At 70.1% G+C, this 15,771-nt stretch carries 18 protein-coding genes and 1 tRNA gene; 5 read left to right on the top strand and 14 right to left on the bottom strand.

The window, feature by feature from the left end; all coding sequences use genetic code 11:
* Nucleotides 1–26 precede the first annotated feature (26 nt).
* The 3 genes from G6031_RS00500 to G6031_RS00490 form a co-directional block, all read right to left on the bottom strand.
* Nucleotides 27–1,175: a hypothetical protein gene (locus G6031_RS00500; protein ID WP_182652096.1), complete on the bottom strand. Its 1,149-nt coding sequence runs from the start codon at nucleotides 1,173–1,175 to the stop codon at nucleotides 27–29.
* Between the two features lie 132 nt (nucleotides 1,176–1,307).
* Nucleotides 1,308–2,345 carry an NADP-dependent oxidoreductase gene (locus G6031_RS00495; RefSeq protein ID WP_182652095.1) on the bottom strand — a complete coding sequence of 346 codons (1,038 nt, stop codon included), beginning with the start codon at nucleotides 2,343–2,345 and terminating at the stop codon, nucleotides 1,308–1,310.
* Nucleotides 2,346–2,405: 60 nt separating this feature from the next.
* Complete coding sequence (locus G6031_RS00490; RefSeq protein WP_182652094.1) at nucleotides 2,406–2,786, bottom strand: DUF1304 domain-containing protein; 381 nt, start codon at nucleotides 2,784–2,786, stop codon at nucleotides 2,406–2,408.
* Between the two features lie 94 nt (nucleotides 2,787–2,880).
* Between G6031_RS00490 and G6031_RS00485 the strand changes: the two genes are divergently transcribed.
* The 4 genes from G6031_RS00485 (at nucleotide 2,881) to G6031_RS00470 (ending at nucleotide 6,587) form a co-directional block, all read left to right on the top strand.
* Nucleotides 2,881–3,465 (top strand): TetR/AcrR family transcriptional regulator, encoded by a 585-nt coding sequence (locus G6031_RS00485; protein ID WP_182652093.1) that lies wholly within the window; start codon nucleotides 2,881–2,883, stop codon nucleotides 3,463–3,465.
* Nucleotides 3,466–3,690: 225 nt separating this feature from the next.
* On the top strand, nucleotides 3,691–4,791 hold the full coding sequence (locus tag G6031_RS00480; protein ID WP_182652092.1) for an NAD(P)/FAD-dependent oxidoreductase: 1,101 nt from the start codon (nucleotides 3,691–3,693) through the stop codon (nucleotides 4,789–4,791).
* A 369-nt stretch (nucleotides 4,792–5,160) separates the two neighbouring features.
* Nucleotides 5,161–5,847, top strand: coding sequence for a hypothetical protein (locus tag G6031_RS00475; RefSeq protein WP_182652091.1), 687 nt, complete (start codon nucleotides 5,161–5,163; stop codon nucleotides 5,845–5,847).
* Between the two features lie 53 nt (nucleotides 5,848–5,900).
* On the top strand, nucleotides 5,901–6,587 hold the full coding sequence (locus G6031_RS00470) for a HEAT repeat domain-containing protein (protein ID WP_182652090.1): 687 nt from the start codon (nucleotides 5,901–5,903) through the stop codon (nucleotides 6,585–6,587).
* A gap of 35 nt (nucleotides 6,588–6,622) precedes the next feature.
* On the opposite strand, the gene G6031_RS00465 is transcribed toward G6031_RS00470, so the two are convergent.
* The 3 genes from G6031_RS00465 to G6031_RS00455 form a co-directional block, all read right to left on the bottom strand.
* Nucleotides 6,623–7,714 (bottom strand): ATP-binding protein, encoded by a 1,092-nt coding sequence (locus tag G6031_RS00465; RefSeq protein WP_182652089.1) that lies wholly within the window; start codon nucleotides 7,712–7,714, stop codon nucleotides 6,623–6,625.
* A 90-nt stretch (nucleotides 7,715–7,804) separates the two neighbouring features.
* Nucleotides 7,805–8,554 (bottom strand): hypothetical protein, encoded by a 750-nt coding sequence (locus G6031_RS00460; protein WP_182652088.1) that lies wholly within the window; start codon nucleotides 8,552–8,554, stop codon nucleotides 7,805–7,807.
* A 13-nt stretch (nucleotides 8,555–8,567) separates the two neighbouring features.
* Nucleotides 8,568–8,771: a hypothetical protein gene (locus G6031_RS00455; RefSeq protein ID WP_179525183.1), complete on the bottom strand. Its 204-nt coding sequence runs from the start codon at nucleotides 8,769–8,771 to the stop codon at nucleotides 8,568–8,570.
* Nucleotides 8,772–8,892: 121 nt separating this feature from the next.
* Here G6031_RS00455 and G6031_RS00450 point away from each other — a divergent pair, with 121 nt between their 5' ends.
* Nucleotides 8,893–9,627, top strand: coding sequence for a hypothetical protein (locus G6031_RS00450; RefSeq protein ID WP_187701938.1), 735 nt, complete (start codon nucleotides 8,893–8,895; stop codon nucleotides 9,625–9,627).
* 159 nt (nucleotides 9,628–9,786) lie between these two features.
* On the opposite strand, the gene G6031_RS00445 is transcribed toward G6031_RS00450, so the two are convergent.
* The 8 genes from G6031_RS00445 to G6031_RS00410 form a co-directional block, all read right to left on the bottom strand.
* Nucleotides 9,787–9,860 (bottom strand) — tRNA-Pro (locus tag G6031_RS00445).
* 71 nt (nucleotides 9,861–9,931) lie between these two features.
* Nucleotides 9,932–11,389, bottom strand: a complete 1,458-nt coding sequence (der, locus tag G6031_RS00440) for a ribosome biogenesis GTPase Der (RefSeq protein WP_095719359.1) — start codon at nucleotides 11,387–11,389, stop codon at nucleotides 9,932–9,934.
* The gene (gene cmk, locus G6031_RS00435; RefSeq protein WP_095719360.1) at nucleotides 11,386–12,120 is read right to left on the bottom strand and encodes a (d)CMP kinase; all 735 of its coding nucleotides are present in this window, start codon (nucleotides 12,118–12,120) and stop codon (nucleotides 11,386–11,388) included. The genes der and cmk overlap by 4 nt, the downstream gene beginning before the upstream one ends.
* Nucleotides 12,117–12,971: a pseudouridine synthase gene (locus G6031_RS00430; RefSeq protein WP_245847693.1), complete on the bottom strand. Its 855-nt coding sequence runs from the start codon at nucleotides 12,969–12,971 to the stop codon at nucleotides 12,117–12,119. The genes cmk and G6031_RS00430 overlap by 4 nt, the downstream gene beginning before the upstream one ends.
* Nucleotides 12,883–13,551: an SMC-Scp complex subunit ScpB gene (gene scpB, locus G6031_RS00425; protein WP_241737103.1), complete on the bottom strand. Its 669-nt coding sequence runs from the start codon at nucleotides 13,549–13,551 to the stop codon at nucleotides 12,883–12,885. The genes G6031_RS00430 and scpB overlap by 89 nt, the downstream gene beginning before the upstream one ends.
* A 23-nt stretch (nucleotides 13,552–13,574) precedes the next feature.
* The gene (locus G6031_RS00420) at nucleotides 13,575–14,408 is read right to left on the bottom strand and encodes a segregation/condensation protein A (RefSeq protein ID WP_095719363.1); all 834 of its coding nucleotides are present in this window, start codon (nucleotides 14,406–14,408) and stop codon (nucleotides 13,575–13,577) included.
* Nucleotides 14,409–14,416: 8 nt separating this feature from the next.
* Nucleotides 14,417–15,292: a ParA family protein gene (locus G6031_RS00415; RefSeq protein ID WP_182652105.1), complete on the bottom strand. Its 876-nt coding sequence runs from the start codon at nucleotides 15,290–15,292 to the stop codon at nucleotides 14,417–14,419.
* A 75-nt stretch (nucleotides 15,293–15,367) separates the two neighbouring features.
* Nucleotides 15,368–15,771, bottom strand: a 404-nt coding sequence (locus G6031_RS00410) for a tyrosine-type recombinase/integrase (RefSeq protein WP_182652087.1), incomplete at its 5' end; no start/stop codon positions are given.

Here is a 15,771-nt window from a genome sequence, read left to right as displayed (position 1 = left end):
GGCGGCGCACCCCGCTGGTCTCCGCGTCAGCGCTCAGGGTCGATCTGTCCGCGCAGCCTGCGCATGGCCTCGGTGGAGAGCATCCGGTCACCGGCGCGTGCGGCCAGGTGCTCGGCCGTGAGGTCGGCGGGACTGGGCGCGTGCACGGTCGACGGAGGCCTCACACCGTGCTCGCGGGCGATGTCGTCGAGCCGCGCGGCCTCCGACACCGCGGCGTCGGCGCGGGTCTCCACCGACTCCACCAGTTCGCGGAACGCGACCGCCCGCTCGACCACCTCGGCCCAGACCTCGTCGATCGCCGCACCCATACCGGTCAGGGTGGTGAACCCGTCACGCGCGGGCGGGACACCCGGCGTCGCCGCCGTCTCCCGCAGCCGGCAGAGGTCTCCGGCGAGCCCCACCACCTCGGTCTCCGCGTCGAACTGCAACCGGATCTCCTCCACCGACCGCCCGCCGCGGACGTAGGCCCGGATGAGTCGGTCGTACAGACCGCCGACCTCCATGAGCATCGCGGTGTACATCTCGGGGAGTCGGCGGTTGTCCGCCCGGATCCGTGGGAGCGAGGGCAACGACTCCACCACTGCCTGGACGCGGTGCGGCAGGACCACCCGCCCCATCTCGCGCTGCCCGTAGGCGGCCGCGGCCGTGCCCAACTCGACCATCGTCCTGGGCACCATCGGCACCGGTGCCCTCGTCGGCGTGGAGGCGAGGGCGTCGAAGAGTCGACCCCGGTCCTCCGGGTCCAGGTGGACCCCGCGCTTGCGGTCTGCGCGGATGTCTTTGATCCGATACGCGAACACACCTGCGCCCCGGGTGAACCCGGTGCGTAGCGAGACGTACCTCCGGTCGAGGTCGGCCAGTCGGGTGCGCAACGCCACCCTCAGGACCGACGGCAACGGGGTGCCCAGCAGACGCCTGAGGTCGTGACGTTGTTCCTCGATCACACGCAGCTGGTGGAAGCCGCCGACGGTGGGGAAGGGGAGATTCCGATGGAGTCTCGCGAGCACCACGCTGACGATGCGTGGTTCGACGAGGCCACAGGCCACCAACAGGGCCGCCCGATCGGAGAGTTCTCCGGGTCCCGAGGAGGCCGTGCCCGCGCACAGGTCGTCGACGTGGCGGATCAGGCGGGCACGGGCGTCCTCGCCGTCACCGTCCTGATCGTGACTGGTCATACCCGAGCACCTCTCCCCCGCTCCGACGGTCACCGCCGATGGACTTCATGCTGCCATGATGCCCCCTCCGGGGATCGGATGCCGTCCCGCTCGACCTGAGCGCGGATCCGTCGGCGTGCCACGTGTGGGGTGTTACCGCCGCTCGGGCGCGATCCGTACGACCATCTTCCCGGTGTTGGCGCCGCGCATCATGCCGAGGAACGCGTCGACGGTGTTCTCGATGCCGTCGACGACGGTCTCGTCGTAGGCGATCTCCCCCGCGGCGAACCACGTCGTCATCCGCTCGGCGAACTCGGCGCTCAGGTGGAGGTGACCGCCGAGCGTGAAGCCCGTGAGTGTCAGTCCACGGACGATGATGTTGGCCAGGTTGTCCGGGCCGGGTGTCCGACCCTCGTCGTTGTACCCCGAAATCGCCCCGCACAGGGCCAGTCGCCCACCGTCGTTCATCACATCGAGTGCCGCCTCGAGGTGGTCGCCTCCGACGTTGTCGAAGTACACGTCGACGCCCTCCGGCACCAGTGCGCCGAGTTGGTCGCGTACGGGCGCGTCCTTGTAGTCGAGCGCCGCGTCGAAGCCGTACTTCTCGGTGAGCAGACGCACCTTCTCGGGAGATCCCGCCGATCCGATGACGCGACCGGCGCCCAGGAGCCGGGCGATCTGCCCCGCCGCGGTCCCGACCGCGCCTGCGGCACCGGAGATGAATACCGTGTCGCCCGGCGTCAGGCTGGCGATCGCGGTGAGCCCCACGTAACCGGTCAACCCGGTCATGCCGAGGATGCCGAGGTACAGGGAGAGCGGTGCTCCGTCGAGCTCGGGCACGACGGTGAAGGTCGATGCGTCGGCCTGAACGATGTCCGACCACCCGTGCTGGTGCGACACGACGCTCCCGACGGGGACGGAGTCGTCGGTGGATGCGGTGACGCGGCCGACCGCGCCGCCGGTGATGGTCGCGCCGACGGCGTAAGGGGCGGTGTAGCTGCGCACGTCGTTCATCCGGCCCCGCATGTAGGGGTCGACGGAGACGTAGAGGTTCGAGACCCGGACCTGACCGGGTTCGAGTGGTCCGTAGCTGACGGTGGTGGTGCGGAAGTCCTCGTGGGTCGGCCACCCCGAGGGGCGCGCGGCGAGCTGGATATGGGTACTGGTGACGGTGCTGGTGACGTCGGTCATGGTTCTACTTCCGGGTGTGGTCGGGATGGGTGGTGGGGAACGGGGTGACGGAGCGGGCCGCTAGAGAGCGATCGCGAGCGCGAGCACCGAGAGCAGCGGGAGCACGCCCTGCTTGAGGGCCGCCCCCCGCTTGTCGGGCGCGGAGAGGAACAGGACGAGGGCCGCCGCGGCCATGGAACCGGCACCCGCGAACAGCAGCGCGGCACCCACGGGAAGCGGGCCGGCCAGGACGAACGCGATGCCGGCAGCCGTGACGATCGCGAGGCAGAGGGTGTAGAACCCCTGGTTGAAGGCGAGCTGCTGGGTGGCGCGCGCCTCGTCGAGGCTCGTGCCGAAGATCCGGCGGGCACGTGCGCTCGTCCACATGAGTGATTCGAGCGCGAAGATGACGACGTGGATCAGCGCCGCGAGGGCGGCGAGGACCAGGGAGACGATGAGCATGGTGTGACCTTGTCGGATCGAGGGGCGCGGATAGGTTCTGAACTGATCGTTTCAATATATACTAGACCGGACGTTTCAAAAAAGGAGGCCGACCATGGGTCGTACGCAGGGATTCGACACCGACGCCGCCGTGCGCTGCGCTCGCGAGGTCTTCTGGGAGTCTGGCTACGAGGACGCGGCGATCCCCGCCCTCGAGAGCGCCACCGGCCTCAACCGGTCGAGTATCTACAACGCCTTCGGCAGCAAGCGCGGCCTCTTCGACGCGGCGGTCGACAGCTACCTCGACGAGGTCGTCCGTCCACTACTCCGGCCGCTCACCGCGACCGCTGTCGCCCCCGACGCGATCGTCGAGTACCTCGCCAGGCTGCGACACGCGTTCCTCGACGAGAGCTCCCCGGCGTCCGCGAACGGGTGCCTTCTCATCAATTCGGCGAACGCGCCGATAGCGCGGGACTCGGCGGTGCGCGAGGTCGTCGCCGCGTATCGGCAGGAGCTGCGCTCGGCCATCGGGCGCGGCGTCGTCGCCCACCGCCCCACGCACGCGCCGGAGGCCAACGCCCGGCTCGCAGACGCCTGCACCGCCATGATCGTCGCGGCCTTCGCGCTCACCCGCGTCGACAACGAGGCCGCACTGCAGTGCATCGACACCGCCGCACACCTCCTCGACAACCACGCCTGACGCGGCGACGGCATCGGCCCCGGTCGACGGACTCCGCTCGACGGACTATGGGCCGCAGAACTCGGGGCCGCAGGACCCCTGGGTGTAGGCTTATTGACAACGATTGCCAATAAGCCGCGGAGGCGGGTGATCGGCGTCGTCCGATCGCCGGTCGCGGGCCCGCCCGCCGCGGGCCGCACAGCTGTGTGCCGCAGGAAAGGGACTGCCGCGACCTCAGAACCCCCGATGCTCGATGCCCTCGTCATCGGCGCAGGCCCCGCCGGGATCGGCACCGCACTCGCACTCGCCGCGGTCGACGACCTCGTCTTCGGCGTCGTCGACCGGGGCGCGATCGGGCAGACCTTCCTGGACTGGCCGGCCGAGCAGACGTTCCTCACCCCCTCCTTCACCGGGAACGGTTTCGGGGCCACGGACCTCAACTCCGTGCACCCGGAGACCTCTCCCGCGTTCAGTCTCGGGGTCGACTACCCCACAGGGCGCCAGTACGCGACATACCTGCGCGGTGTCGCCACGCACTTCGCCCTTCCCCTGCTCGAGGGGACCGAGGTCACCTCCGTGACACCTCGAGACGGCGGCTTCGAGGTGCGGTGCTCTCGCGGTCCGGTCCTGGCGCGGTCACTGGTGTGGGCCGGTGGCGAGTTCGGCGACCCCGTGGCTCCGCGGATCGCCGGCCACCCGCTGCTCGATCACAGCAGCGGGGCCGCCGCCTGGGAGTCACGCCCGGGTGACGTCGTGGTGATCGGCGGATACGAGTCGGGCATCGACATCGCCTGCCACCACGTCCGCCGGGGTTCCCGGGTGACCATCGTCGACGAACAGTCGCCGTGGGATGCAGGGTCGGGTTCCGACCCGTCGTTCCGGCTCGCTCCCCGCTCCCGGATGCGCCTGGTCGCCGCACTGTCGACCGGGAAGCTCACCCTGGTCGCCTCGCACGCCGTCGCCGTCTCCCCGACCTCGGACGGCTATACGACCCGGCTGGGCGATGGCCGCACGGTGACCAGCGGGAGTCGCCCGATCGCGGCGACCGGTTTCGGACCGGGGCTCGGCCCGGTGGAGCACCTCTTCGCGTCCCGCGGGGACGGCTGGCCCGAACTCGACGAGGACGACCAGTCCACCCTCACCCCCGGGTTGTTCCTGTCCGGGGCCACCATCCGGCACGGCGGGATGAAGTTCTGCTTCGTCTACAAGTTCCGGCAGCGCTTCGCCCATGTCGCCCGGGTCATCGGCGACCGGGCGGGTAAGGACGTCACCGCCCTCGAGGCGTGGCGGGCCGCCGGCATGCTCACCGATGATCTGTCGTGCTGCGGAGTGGAATGCGCGTGCTGAGCTCCGTTCCGGAGCATCGGGCGTCGCCTCGGCCACTCGCCGCCACGGGACTCTTCCTCGCCGCGATCATCGCCGGTGGCGCGACCGGGACGTGGTGGCCGGGCATCGCGGACCGGCTGGGGGGAGCCGTGGACCACCTGGTCATGCTGCTGGTGGCTGTCATCTTCTTCACCCTTCCCTCGGGCGGCCTGCTGGATCGACGCCGGGTGCCCCGGATCGCGTTCCTGGCCGTCGCCATGAACTTCCTGCTCATCCCGGTGGTCGCGTTCGCGCTGACCTCGGTGCTGATCCCGGACGACGCCCTGCGTGTGGGGGATACTGATCTACTGCCTGGCCCCCTGTACCGACTGGTTTCTGGGGTTCACCCGCATGGCCGGAGGAGACACCGCGGCCGGGTCGGCACTCATCCCCGTCCAGCTCGTCCTGCAGTTGGCGCTCTACCCGGTGTGGCTGGGGGTGTTCGCCGGACACCAGGTCGTGAACACCGTGTCGGCCGCCGGCCCGGCGCTGATCATCTGGTTCGTGATGCCGGCCGTGCTCGCGGTCGCCCTGCGAGGGGCTCTACGCCTGGTCGCTCCACGCTCCACACGCGGTCGGGTCATCGATGCCGCCGACGGTGCGGTGCCCGTCATCCTCGCCGCCCTGATCGTGTTCCTGTTCGCCGCGAACGTGGGCACGATCCTGTCCGACCCCTCCGCGTTCGGCCGGGTGCTCCTCGTGGTGTTCCTCTTCTTCGTCGTCGTCTACGTCGTGGGCGAGGCGATCGCCCGGGGATTCGGCCTCAGCCACCCCGAGCACGCACTGCTCACCATGACCACCTCCGCCCGCAACGCCCCGCTCATGTTGGCGGTCACCACGATCGCGCTGCCTGATCACCCCGCCATCGCGGCCGCGATCGTGATCGGCATGATGGTGGAGTTCCCGCACCTCACCGCTCTGACCCACCTGCTCGCCACGCACCGTCACCGCGGGCACGCGCACGGTGCGGTCGCCTCCCGGCCTGGGCGGTGTCGCGACCGGCGGCCGAGGTCGATCACCGGGGCCGTCAGCGGGTGAGAAGCGGCGCCGTACTCCCCCGGGGTTCCCTGGTCAGGGAGTACCGTCGGCCAATGCGATCCGCCGAGTCAGCGACCGCCGAACTACGGGCGATGGAACCAGAGCTGTGGCCGGAGTACCTGTCGGCGCGCTCCGGTCTCCCCGGACCTCGCGCCGACCTCTCGTTGCTCACCGTCGCCGCGAGACTCGCGGACGGCCGCGCCATCGAGGCGATGATGTCCGACGGCGGCGAGTACCCCGCGATGTGCGCGGCCGCGGCTCTCGGGCTGAGAGCGGGCAGCGCGGAGTGCGAGGCCGGAGCCCGGGCGCTCGCGACGGATGACCGGTGGCGGGTGCGGGAGGACGTCGCCATCGGTCTCCAGCTCCTGGGCGACGACTTCCCCGATGTGGTGAGGGGGATAGTCCGGAGGTGGGCCGACGATCCCGAGCTGTATGTCCAGCGCGTCGCCGTCGTCGCCATCTGCGAACCGCGACTGCTGCGCACCGCCCCGGCGGCGGCCGTCGCCGTCGACGTGTGCCGACGATGTACACGCCACCTCGTGGCGCTCCCGCCGGCACTGCGGACCAGCCCTGCAGCCCGGAACCTCCGCCAGGCGCTGGGCTATTGCTGGAGTATCGCCGTGGCCGCCGATCCGGAACCCGGCCTGGCCGCCTTCCGTGACCTCCCGACGGACGACCGCGACGTCGAGTGGATCGTCACCCAGAACCTGCGCAAGAAGCGACTCGCGGCGCTGGTGTGACGCCTGCGCACGGGAATCCGGGAGAGAGCGTCACCTCACCCGTCGTCGCGTAGTGGGACCCGGACGTCCCCACCCGACTCCTCGGTGATCCGCCTGCCCATCTGCACGTATGTCGGCTCGGAGACGAAGCCCCCGGCGAAGAGCGCCTGGCCCTGCGCGAACGAGGCCGATCGCCGTATCTGATCCTCGCCGGCGAACCCGAACACCTCCGCCAGCTCCATGAGGTCTCTGGGCGAGTTGACGCGCATCAGACCCAGGTTGTCGCACTGCGAGAGGACGTTGGGGTGGATCTTGTTCGGTCGCTGCGTGGAGAGCAGCAACCACAGCCCGAACTTCCGGCCCTCCGCGGCGATCTGGACCAGCTGACGGGTGAGCGCCCGCTCGACGTCGGTCTGCGGATCGGGCGGGCACACGTTGTGCGCCTCGTCGATCACGATGAGGATCGGCTCGCGATCCTCGCGCCTCGACCACAGGTGCTCCACGAGGGCCAACGCCGCCACCTTGGATTCGGCCGGGTGGGTGAAGCCGCCGAGATCCATCACCGTGGCGCGGGGCCGTTGACCGATCACGTCGACGACCGAACCCGCGCCTCGGGACCACAGATCCCACTCGAGCACCTGGAGGTTCTCCATCCGGTAGGACAGCCGGACCTCCCCCGGGTCGGACGAGGCCCGGAGCGTCGCGAGCGCCTCCACCGAGTCGAAGTCCTCCGCGCGGACATTGGTGCGCAGGAGGACGTTGTACTCCTCCGCGTCCGCGATCGGATCGAGCTGCAACAAGGCGGCCTTGGACGCCGGGGACAGGTCCACGTACCGGGCGCGCAGCCGTTCCCCCGGCCCCTCCGAGGAGCGCAAGACCCTGATGTCGAGCTCCGCGAGCCGGGCCACCTCGGCCGCACCGGCCTCGTCGCGGGCTTCGGGCAGCCTGACGAAGTCGGCGTTGGGATCGAGGATGACCATGGGGAGCTCGGTGTGCAGCAACAGCTGTTCCAGGACCACCCCCAGCGCGTAGGTCTTCCCGCTGCCGCTCTGCCCGCACCAGAAGGTGTGGCGGTTGAAGCGACGGGCATCCAACCGGGCCGGGGCTTCCGGAGCGCCCACCGCGCTGCCGATCGTGATCTCGGTCATCGTCACCCCTTACGTGCACACCGGTGGAGGAGATCCCATCTAATCACCGGTGTTCCGCCCCCAGGCGCGGAATCGGTCAGTGCGGTACTACTACCCCTCGTCCGTGAGGTTGATCGTCCACTCGTCACGGTGCGACACGATGAGCACCGAGGGCCCGGGAGCCAGATCGAGGCCGAACTCTGCATCGGCACTGGGGGTGGTCACCACATTTTTCGGAGTCCCGCCCGAGCGGGGCAGGGAGAACTCAGTGACCGCCATCCCGACAGCGGTGTCTGCTCGGCTCCCCGTGATCACACCGCCCTCCCCGTCGTACAGGAAGACCCGCGTGCCTCGTCCCCCGCTCGCCAGCGGCGGGGCCGACGACACCGGCACCACCGAGAGCTCCCACACGCCGTCCCCCTCGACCCCGAGCCCGTGCGGAGCGGGATTCGCCGGCCACCACATCGACTCGCCGTCAAAGGTCCCCCGGTCGGCGGTGTTCGCTTCGATCACGCCGTCGATGAGGATCATCTGTTTCTCGCCCTCGGCATCAAGACTCCACAGAACTAGTGGTTCGGTTCCCTCATAGGTCATCCGGACGATTCCGCCATCCGCGTCCGCGACGTCGGGGGGTAGCGGGACGACCGCCTCGCCCGCGCCTGACGCCTCCACGGCATCGAAGCTCCCATACCGCTCGTCCGCGCTCTCTGCCGCAGAGCTGTCGGCGGAGGCCGGTGACCGCGACGAGGACGCCCCGGGGTCGCCGGGCGACGGGGAATCACCCGAACATCCGATGAGAAGCGCGGCGAGCGCCACCACCACCGACCCGGCGGCGAGACGGCCGCGTGGAGATCCGACCATCACCATGCGTCGATCAACCCCTCAGATTCCACATCACGCGTGACGTGAGGAACGCCTCGTTGTAGACGCCGATGACCGCCAACTGCTCGGTCACGTCGCCGCGACGGAGGATCGCCGCTGTCTCGTAGCGTGCCATACCGAGGGCGCTCGTAGCGTTCCCACCGAGTGCGGCTTCCGTGCCGGAGTCGCGGAGCAGTTCGATCTCCTCGACGGCCACACCGGGCCACCTCCGGAACAGCCTTTGACCAGATATTCTGACCTTCCCAGCGGGTCCGCCTCCCGCGTCCCGGACCACCTTCCCGACGATTCGGTTGCGCACCCCCGGAGAAGGAAGAGTCATGTCCTCTACACCCGAGTTCGACAACTCCCCGACACGCTCCGCCGCCTCGAAAGCTCGCGTCCGAATCACCGCGTGGCCCCTCTGGGCCGTGCTGTCCGGTATCGCGGGAACGATCGGCACAGTCGCCACAGACCTTCGACCCGACGCCGAAACAGAGGCGATCGCCCACAACAGGGACCACGTTGTCGTCCCCGCCGACATGATCGGCCTCGACCCGACGCTGGCGCGCATCGGCTTCCTCGCCGGCCTCGTCTCGATCCTCGCCCTGGTCTTCTTCGCTGCCGCCTGGCGCCGACACGTCGAGCCCCTCGCGTTCCGCTCGACCGCCGCGTTCGCCGTGACCATCGGGTTGATCGCGAGCGCCGGCGCGCTCATCCTCGGCTACGGGTGGCGCGGCGCCCTGGCCAACTACCTCGGCCCGGAAGCCGGCCTGTACGACGAGGACGGACTGTTCGTCTACTACATGCTCACCGACTTCGGCGCATACATCCCCTGGACCGGGCTCATCGCATCCGCCCTCGCCCTGGCCTGGATGGCGTGGATGGATCGCAGCGTCTCCCTCATCCTCGGCACGTTCTCCGCCGTGACAGCTATCGGAGCTCTCGGCGCCGTGGTCGCGTCCGGCGTCCCCGGCCTCCCCGGGATCTTCATGCCGATCTGGCTCGCCGTCACCGGCGTCTGGCTCGCCGTCGGCCGCAGCCCCATCACGAACGCGGCGGAGGGCGCGATCTGAGCCGCCTCTCCCCGCAGAGCTGCCGGCGCCGATGAACGGACGGCGTCAGAGGTGCCTCCGCTCAGGTGGGTGACCCGCGGCGACGGCGTGCCCAGCAGTATCCGCTCCGGAAACGACGAAACCCCAGGTCAGATTCCTCTGACCTGGGGTTTGTCTCTGTCGGGCTGACAGGATTCGAACCTGCGACCCCTTGACCCCCAGTCAAGTGCGCTACCAAGCTGCGCCACAGCCCGCCCGCCACCGCGTCTCGCGCGGCGACTGGATCAGACTAGCGCACGCCTGTCGCAGCGCTCCAATCGCCTGGTCACTTGCGCTGTCGGCGCTCCTTGACGCGCACGTTCACTCGGACCGGAGAACCGTCGAAGCCGAAGGTCTCGCGCAGCCGCCGCTCCAGGAACCGCCGGTAGCCGGCCTCCAGGAATCCGGTGGAGAAGAACACGAACGTGGGGGGCCGGGTGGTGGCCTGCGTACAGAAGCGGATCCGCGGGAGCTTCCCGCCCCGCATCGGCGGCGGGGTGGCGGCCACGACCTCGCTCATCCACGTGTTGAGTGGACCGGTGGGGATGCGCTTGTCCCAGGAGTCGAGTGCGCCCTCCATCGCCGGCACCAGCTTGGCCAGGGCACGGCCCGTGGTGGCCGAGATGTTCACCCGGTACGCCCACGTGAGGATCTTGGACAGCTCCCTGTCGATCTCCTTGTCCAGGTCGTACCGGCGGTCCTCGTCCACCAGGTCCCACTTGTTGAAGGCGATCACCAACGCCCGACCGGCATCGGCGACCATGGAGATGACCCGCAGGTCCTGTTCCGTGATCGGTTCGGAGGCGTCCAGCAGCAGCACCACGACCTCGGCGGCCTCGATGGCACCACGGGTGCGGAGCGAGGCGTAGTACTCGTGCCCGTAGGCCTGGTTGACCTTCCTCCGCAGACCGGCGGTGTCCACGAAGCGCCAGGTCTTGCCGCCCAACTCGACGAGCGAGTCCACCGGGTCGACGGTGGTGCCCGCGACGTTGTCGACCACCGACCTCTCCTCGCCGGTGAGCTTGTTGAGCAGGCTCGACTTGCCGACGTTGGGCTTGCCGACCAGCGCCACGCGCCGCGGCACGTCGGTCGTCTCACGCATCCGGGCCTTGGAGGGCAGCCGGCGGAGGATCTCGTCGAGCAGGTCGGCGGTGCCGCGGCCGTGTGCGGCGGAGATGGCGTAGGGCTGGTCGAGGCCCAGCCCCCAGAACTCGGCCGACTGCAGCTCGGCCTTCTCGCTGTCGACCTTGTTGACCGCCAGGATCACGGGGGTGTCCGAGCGGCGCAGGCTCTTGGCCACGGTCTCGTCCGCCGAGGTGATGCCCACGTTCCCGTCGCACACCAGGACGATGAGGTCGGCGGTGCCCATGGCGATCTCGGCCTGCTGCGCGATGGAGCGGTGCATGCCCTTGGCGTCCTGCTCCCACCCACCGGTGTCCTGCACCATGAAGGTGCGGCCGTTCCACAGGGCTTCATAGGAGACGCGGTCCCGGGTCACCCCGGGGACGTCCTCCACCACGGCCTCGCGACGACCGATGATCCGGTTGACCAGCGTGGACTTGCCCACATTGGGCCGTCCCACGATGGCGACGGTGGGCAGGATCTCCACCCCGTCGATCTCGGCGCCGATCTCGTCGGCCCACTCCTCGGCCACGGCGTCCCAGTCCGTGTCGTCGTTCCACGCGTCCTCGACGGTCTCCTCGACCGGACCCGTGGGGAGGTCGAAGTCCTCGTTGCTGCTCACTGTGTGTTCCCTTCTGCGGCGTCGCCGTGCGACGCGTCGGCGCCCTCCGCGAGTGCGACCAACCGGTCGAGCACCTCGTCGAGGGTGAGGTCTGAGGTGTCGATGACGATCGCGTCCTCGGCCGGCCGGAGCGGGCTCGCGGCGCGGGTGGAGTCCTTGCGGTCCCGCTCGATCACCGCGGCCAGCACCTCGTCGTAGTCGGCGTCACGTCCGGCGGCGCGATCCTGTTCGGTCCGGCGCCGGGCCCGGATCTCCGGGCTCGCGGTGAGATAGACCTTCACCTCGGCGTCGGGGAGCACCACCGTGCCGATGTCGCGGCCCTCGAGGACGACCGTGCCACCTCCGGAGGCCAGGCGACGCTGGAGCCCGACCAGGTTGGCCCGGACCTCCGGGACGGCGGAGACCGCCGAGACGCCCGCGGTGACACGGGCGGTGCGGATCTCGTCGCTCACGTCCTCGCCGGCGAGGAGGATCCGCTCGGATCCCGCGTCGGTGCCGATCTCCATCGGCAGATCGGCGGACGTGGCGATCACCGCGGCGGCGTCCTCCGGGTCGATCCCGGCGCGCAGTACCTGCAGCGTGGCCACCCGGTACATCGCACCGGTGTCGAGGTACGCCCCACCGAGCCGCTCGGCGAGCGTCCGGGCGAGCGTCGACTTGCCGGTACCGGCGGGACCGTCGATCGCGATCCGTCGCCGCGGGACGCCGGCGGGTCCGGCCGGCGCGCTCACAGGCCCACCGCGGCGTAGAGATCCGAGACCTCTTTACGGTTGAGCTTCCGGAAACTCCCCGCGCGCTGGTCGCCCAGCGCGACGGCGCCGAAGCGGATCCGCACCAGCGACTCGACGGGATACCCGACCTCGTCGAGGATCCGGCGGACGATGTGCTTACGCCCCTCGTGGAGCACCACCTTGACCAGCGAGCGTCCCTCGTGGACGTCGACGATCGCGAACTGGTCGACCTTGGCCGGGCCGTCCTCGAGCTCGATGCCCTCGCGTAGCTTCTTGCCGACGCCCTTGCCGACGACCCCCGTCACGGTGGCCATGTAGGTCTTGGACACCTCGTAGGACGGGTGCATCAGACGGTGCGAGAGCTCGCCGTCGTTCGTCACCAACAGCAGCCCCTCGGTGTCGGCGTCCAGGCGGCCCACGTGGAAGAGCCGCTGTCCGGCGTCGACCCGGTCGGCGACCAGGTCGCCCACACAGGGCCGACCCATGTCGTCCGACATGGTGGTGTGGTACCCGCGGGGCTTGTTCAGCGCCAGGTAGACCAGGTCGTCGTCGAGGACGATCCGGGTGCCGTCCACGCGGATCACCGCCGTGGTGGGATCGACCTTGACGCCCATCTCGCGCACGATCTTCCCGTTGACCTCCACCCGCCCTCGGGCGATGAGGTCCTCCGAGGCCCTGCGGGAGGCGATCCCGGCCTGTGCCAGGATCTTCTGGAGGCGGACCGGTGAGCCGTCTCGGCCAGCGGACTCAGTCATGAGTGCGTCACATCTCTTCGTTCTGGTGTTCATGGGCGGGGTCGGGCGCAGCGGTTCTGCGCCGCCCCAGGGGTATCCGCGGGTCCTCCGCGGGATCGTCGCTCATCTCGTCGACCAGGTCGACATCCGGCAGCAACGGGGCGATGTCCGGGAGCTCGTCGAGCGACGTCAGCCCCAATCTTTCCAGAAATAGCTCCGTGGTCCTATACAGGATGCCCCCGGTGTCCGTATCGGTGCCGCATTCCACGGCCAGACCGCGGGCCACGAGGGTCCGCATCACGCCGTCCACGTTGACCCCGCGGACGGCCGCCACGCGCGACCGTGTGACGGGTTGCCGGTAGGCGATCACCGCGAGGGTCTCGAGTGCCGCCCGGGTGAGGGTGGACCGGGTGCCGTCGGTGAGGAGGCGCTCCACGTACGGCGCGAACTCCCGACGCGTGTAGAGGCGCCACCCCTCGTCGGTCCGCCTCAGATCGATCCCGCTGCCCACCCTCGTGAGGTCGTCCCGCCACGCCCGCAGCTCGGCCGCCACCTCCGCGGGCGTCGAGCCCGCCGCCGCCGCCAGGGCTCCCTCGGCGGTCGGCTGGTCCACGACCAGCAGGAGCGCCTCGAGTCGGGCCCGCAACGGCGGGGCCCCGGGCTCGTCGAGCTCGTCGTCGTCCCCGTCCGGCCCCATCGCACGCATGTCGTCGCCCTCCGTCACGTCCATTCGTCCCTCCCGCGTGTCACCTCGGCGGCCTCCTCGCCCGTCCAACTCACCAACAGGTCACCGAGCGCCTCGTCCTGGGCGAGCGCCACGGCGCGCGCCCTGTACAACTCCAACAGGGCGAGAAACCTGGCGACGACGACGAGGGAGTCTCCGCACCCGGAGACCAGCTCCCGGAAGTCGACCCACTGGCCCCGGCCCCGGAACCTCAGCAACTCCAGGACGCGGGCGGCCTGCTCGGGGACGGACACGGCCGGGGTGTGCACGTGCGAGACCCCCACCTCCTCCACCGGCCGGGGTCGGAACGCCACGGCGGCGATGGTGGCGAACTGTTCCACGTCGACGCCCAGCTCCACCTCGGGCAGCAGGTCCAGGAACTCCTCGTCCGGACCCGCCGTCCGCGGGTGGGAGTGGCGGGCGGTCCTGTCGAGCTCGGCGAACAGCTCGGCCACCTGGCGGAACGCCCGGAACTGCAGGAGCCGGGCGAAGAGCAGGTCCCGCGCCTGGAGCAGGGCCAGATCCTCCAGGTCCTGGACCTCACCGGAGGGCACGAGTCGTGCGGTCTTGAGGTCGAGCAGCGTGGCCGCCACCACCAGGAACTCGGTGACCTCCTCGAGGCCCGCCTCCCGGCCCAACTCGCGGGCGTGGGCGATGAACTCGTCGGTCACCGAGTGGAGGGCGACCTCGGTCACGTCGAGGCGACGCGAATCGATCAACTTCAGGAGCAGGTCGAACGGGCCGGTGAAGTTGGTCAGGTGGACTGTGAACGCACGCGGATCGGGTACCTCGGTGGCGTCGTCCCCCGGCGGGTGCCCGACCCCGGTCACCGGCCCGCTCACCTGCCGCGCTGGATGACCTCGCGAGCCAGCGCCCGGTAGGCCTGCGCACCCGCAGATCTGGGCGCCCACGTGGTGATGGGTTCACCGGCGACGGTGGTCTCCGGGAACCGGACCGTCCGGGTGACGAGGGTGTCGAAGACCTGGTCACCGAACACCTCGACGACCCGGCCGAGGACGTCGCGGGCATGGACCGTCCGGCGGTCGAACATCGTGATCAGGATCCCGGTCAGGTGCAGACGCGGGTTGATCCGGTCGCGGACCTTGTCGATGGTGTCCGTCAACAGGGCGAGCCCACGCAGCGAGAAGTACTCGCACTCCATCGGGATCAACACGCCGTCCGAACAGGCCAGTGCGTTGACGGTGAGCAGCCCCAGTGACGGCTGGCAGTCGATCAGGACGTAGTCGTAGCGGTCGAGCACCGGGTACAGCGCGCGGCCCAGAGCCTGTTCGCGCCCCACCTCGTTGACCAGTTGGATCTCCGCGGCGGACAGGTCGATGTTGGCGGGGATGAGGTCCACCCCCTCCACCCGGGTCCGGACGAGCACCTCCTCCGTCGACACGGTGTTGTCCACCAGGAGGTTGTAGACCGTCAGATCCAGCTGGTGGTGCGGGATGCCCAGGCCCGCCGACAGCGCACCCTGGGGGTCGAGGTCCACGACGAGGACCCGGCGGCCGTACTCCGCGAGGGCGGCGGCCAGGTTGATCGTGCTGGTGGTCTTGCCGACCCCGCCCTTCTGGTTGCACATCGAGAGCACCCTGGCGGGACCGTGCGAGGTGAGCGGCTGCGGTTCGGGGATCGCCGAGAAGCCCTCGCCGGCCGCCGGGTCGTCGGCGCCGAGCAGTTCCGCGCGGGAGAACAGTGCGGGATCCATGGCCCCAGAGTCCTGCGCCACCCGCGTCTCCTCTCGCTGCGTCGTCACCTGCGCTCAGGCCGGTCCCCGGTCACGTTACCGTGCCCGGGGGTGGCACTCGGCCCAGACCTCGCGGAGCGTGTCGACGGTGACGAGGGTGTAGACCTGCGTCGTGGTCACCGAGGCGTGCCCCAACAGCTCCTGGACCACCCGGATGTCCGCGCCGCCGTCCAACAAGTGGGTCGCGAAGGAGTGGCGGAAGGAGTGCGGCGAGACGTCGGTGCCGACCGACGCCCGCTCCGCGGCGGCGGCCACGACGTTCCACAGGGACTGCCGGGTGATACGGCCGCCACGGGCGTTGAGGAACAACGCCGGGCCGCCCCGGACCGCCAGTGCGGGACGGGCGCGCACCAGGTAGGCGCCGACCGCATCGCAGGCCGGACGCCCCACCGGGACCACCCGCTCCTTGCCCCCCTTCCCGCGCAGGATCACCGTGCCCC

It is taken from the genome of Dietzia sp. CQ4 (genome assembly GCF_014145125.1).
In the GTDB taxonomy this organism is placed as follows: domain Bacteria; phylum Actinomycetota; class Actinomycetes; order Mycobacteriales; family Mycobacteriaceae; genus Dietzia; species Dietzia natronolimnaea.
The sequence above is the reverse complement of the archived record's forward strand: the minus strand, read 5'-3'. Positions and strand labels throughout refer to the sequence as shown.

What these genes read in the sequence shown, in the direction of transcription:
- G6031_RS00500 (WP_182652096.1), bottom strand. Translation starts at nt 1,175, where the DNA reads ATGACCAGTCACGATCAGGACGGTGACGGCGAGGACGCCCGTGCCCGC.
- G6031_RS00495 (WP_182652095.1), bottom strand. Translation starts at nt 2,345, where the DNA reads ATGACCGACGTCACCAGCACCGTCACCAGTACCCATATCCAGCTCGCC.
- G6031_RS00490 (WP_182652094.1), bottom strand. Translation starts at nt 2,786, where the DNA reads ATGCTCATCGTCTCCCTGGTCCTCGCCGCCCTCGCGGCGCTGATCCAC.
- G6031_RS00485 (WP_182652093.1), top strand. Translation starts at nt 2,881, where the DNA reads ATGGGTCGTACGCAGGGATTCGACACCGACGCCGCCGTGCGCTGCGCT.
- G6031_RS00480 (WP_182652092.1), top strand. Translation starts at nt 3,691, where the DNA reads ATGCTCGATGCCCTCGTCATCGGCGCAGGCCCCGCCGGGATCGGCACC.
- G6031_RS00475 (WP_182652091.1), top strand. Translation starts at nt 5,161, where the DNA reads ATGGCCGGAGGAGACACCGCGGCCGGGTCGGCACTCATCCCCGTCCAG.
- G6031_RS00470 (WP_182652090.1), top strand. Translation starts at nt 5,901, where the DNA reads ATGCGATCCGCCGAGTCAGCGACCGCCGAACTACGGGCGATGGAACCA.
- G6031_RS00465 (WP_182652089.1), bottom strand. Translation starts at nt 7,714, where the DNA reads ATGACCGAGATCACGATCGGCAGCGCGGTGGGCGCTCCGGAAGCCCCG.
- G6031_RS00460 (WP_182652088.1), bottom strand. Translation starts at nt 8,554, where the DNA reads ATGGTCGGATCTCCACGCGGCCGTCTCGCCGCCGGGTCGGTGGTGGTG.
- G6031_RS00450 (WP_187701938.1), top strand. Translation starts at nt 8,893, where the DNA reads ATGTCCTCTACACCCGAGTTCGACAACTCCCCGACACGCTCCGCCGCC.
- scpB (WP_241737103.1), bottom strand. Translation starts at nt 13,551, where the DNA reads ATGGGGCCGGACGGGGACGACGACGAGCTCGACGAGCCCGGGGCCCCG.
- G6031_RS00415 (WP_182652105.1), bottom strand. Translation starts at nt 15,292, where the DNA reads ATGGATCCCGCACTGTTCTCCCGCGCGGAACTGCTCGGCGCCGACGAC.